At 69.4% G+C, this 1,104-nt stretch carries 1 protein-coding gene; it reads left to right on the forward strand.

The window, feature by feature from the left end; genetic code table 11:
• The first annotated feature begins 29 nt into the window (after positions 1 to 29).
• Entirely contained in the window at positions 30 to 1,013 is a 984-nt protein-coding gene (locus tag K206_RS0121375) for an L-threonylcarbamoyladenylate synthase (protein ID WP_020204431.1), read from the forward strand.
• Positions 1,014 to 1,104: the final 91 nt, after the last annotated feature.

Raw genomic sequence — 1,104 nt, forward strand, 5'->3', positions numbered from 1 at the left:
GCCGTTCCCACCACTTCAGAGACTTGCCGATGTCGCGCATGCCCACCTCCGCCGAACTTGACCAGGCGGCCCGACTGCTGGAAGCCGGCCAGCTGGTCGCCTTTCCCACCGAGACCGTCTACGGCCTCGGCGCCGACGCGGAGAACCCCGAGGCGATCGCGCGCATCTACGCCGCCAAGGGCCGGCCCTCGAACCATCCCATCATCGTGCACGTGGTGGACGGCGGCGACATCAGCTACTGGGTCGACGACGTGCCGCCCGCCGCGCAGGACCTGATCGATGCCTTCTGGCCCGGCCCGCTCACGCTGATCCTCAAGCGCGCCGCGCACATCCCCGCGGCGGTGGCGGGCGGGCAGGACAGCATCGGCCTGCGCTGCCCCTCGCATCCGGTGGCGCAGGCGCTGCTGGCGCGCTTCAAGCGCGGCCGCGGCGGCATCGCCGCGCCGTCGGCCAACAAGTTCGGCCAGGTCAGCCCGACCACCGCCCAGCACGTGCGCGACGAATTCGGCGACAGCGTGTTCGTGCTCGAAGGCGACGGCGTGGAGGTCGGCATCGAATCCACCATCGTCGACCTGTCGCGGCTGGAGCAGGGCATCGGCCCGGTGCTGCTGCGTCCGGGCGCAATCACCGCGGCGATGATGGCGCCGGTGCTGGGCGCCATGCCGCTGCCGCCGGACGCCGCCGCGCCGCGCGCGTCGGGCACGCTCAAGGCGCACTACGCGCCGCACACGCCGCTGGCGCTGTCGTCGATGGCCGAGTTGCCCGCGGTGCTGGCGGACCTGCCAGCGGACGCCAGCGTGGCCTGGGTCGGCAACCGGGCTGCGGCCGATCCGCGCTGTGTTTGGGTGCCGGCGCCGGACAGCGCCGAGGCTTATGCGCGGGAGTTGTATCGCCTGCTGCGCAGGCTGGATCGGGAGGGGTATGCGTTATTGGTGGTGGAGGCCTTGCCGGCGGGGCATGAGTGGGATGGGGTTAGGGATCGGCTGCAGCGGGCGGCTGCGGCGTTTGAGTGAGGGGGATTTGGTTTTTTGGGGTTTGGCTTCAAAGGCAAAGGCTTTAACTTCAAAGGCTTTAGAAGCTTAAAGTCAAAGGCTTAAAGTCAAA

This window comes from Cupriavidus sp. WS (assembly GCF_000395345.1).
GTDB lineage: Bacteria > Pseudomonadota > Gammaproteobacteria > Burkholderiales > Burkholderiaceae > Cupriavidus > Cupriavidus basilensis_B.

Coding starts and splice junctions, on each gene's coding strand:
- K206_RS0121375 (WP_020204431.1), top strand. CDS start 30: ATGTCGCGCATGCCCACCTCCGCCGAACTTGACCAGGCGGCCCGACTG.